Raw genomic sequence first — 617 nt, forward strand, 5'->3', positions numbered from 1 at the left:
TTTTCGGCCCTAAACCACCTACTTCAGTAGGTGGTTATCATGCAAAAGGCTTTGCCTGTAAAGACCTACCCATGCTAATTGCCGTTTTGATTTTTCGCGGAGTCAAAAGAGGTAATTAACATGAGTAGATATCAACAAGCATCGCATGTGTTCTGGCGGTGTCAATACCATATTGTTTGGACGCCGAAGTACCGGTTCAGAATACTGAAAGACAATGTAGGCAAGGAAGTCTGGCGTTGTATTCAGGTTTACAGTGCTCAGTTGGGTTGTGAAGTAGTGGAGCTGAATGTCCAGATCGATCATGTTCATTTGGTGATCAAAGTGCCACCGAAGGTATCGATCTCGAGCTTAATGGGGGCGTTAAAAGGAAAAATAGCGTTGAAGTTGTTCAGCAAATTTCCTCATCTGAGAAAGAATAAAATGTGGGGAAATCATTTCTGGCAACGAGGTTATTTCGTGGATTCAGTGGGAATAAACGAAGATATAATTAGGCGCTATGTGCGGCACCAAGAAAAAATGGAACGGCAAGAGCAGGCCGAATTGGCGCTGGACTAGACAAAGGGCCCCTTTTAGGGGCTTAACACAAAGCCACCTTCTTCAGAAGGTGGATTCTTTAC

1 protein-coding gene is annotated in these 617 nt (G+C 44.1%); it reads left to right on the forward strand.

The annotated features are described in order from the left end of the window. Positions 1-120 precede the first annotated feature (120 nt). Positions 121-555: an IS200/IS605 family transposase gene (gene tnpA / locus EMM73_RS19840; RefSeq protein WP_127688485.1), complete on the forward strand. Its 435-nt coding sequence runs from the start codon at positions 121-123 to the stop codon at positions 553-555. Positions 556-617: the final 62 nt, after the last annotated feature.

Origin of the sequence: Rheinheimera sediminis (assembly GCF_004005375.1) — a bacterium.
Lineage (GTDB): Bacteria > Pseudomonadota > Gammaproteobacteria > Enterobacterales > Alteromonadaceae > Pararheinheimera.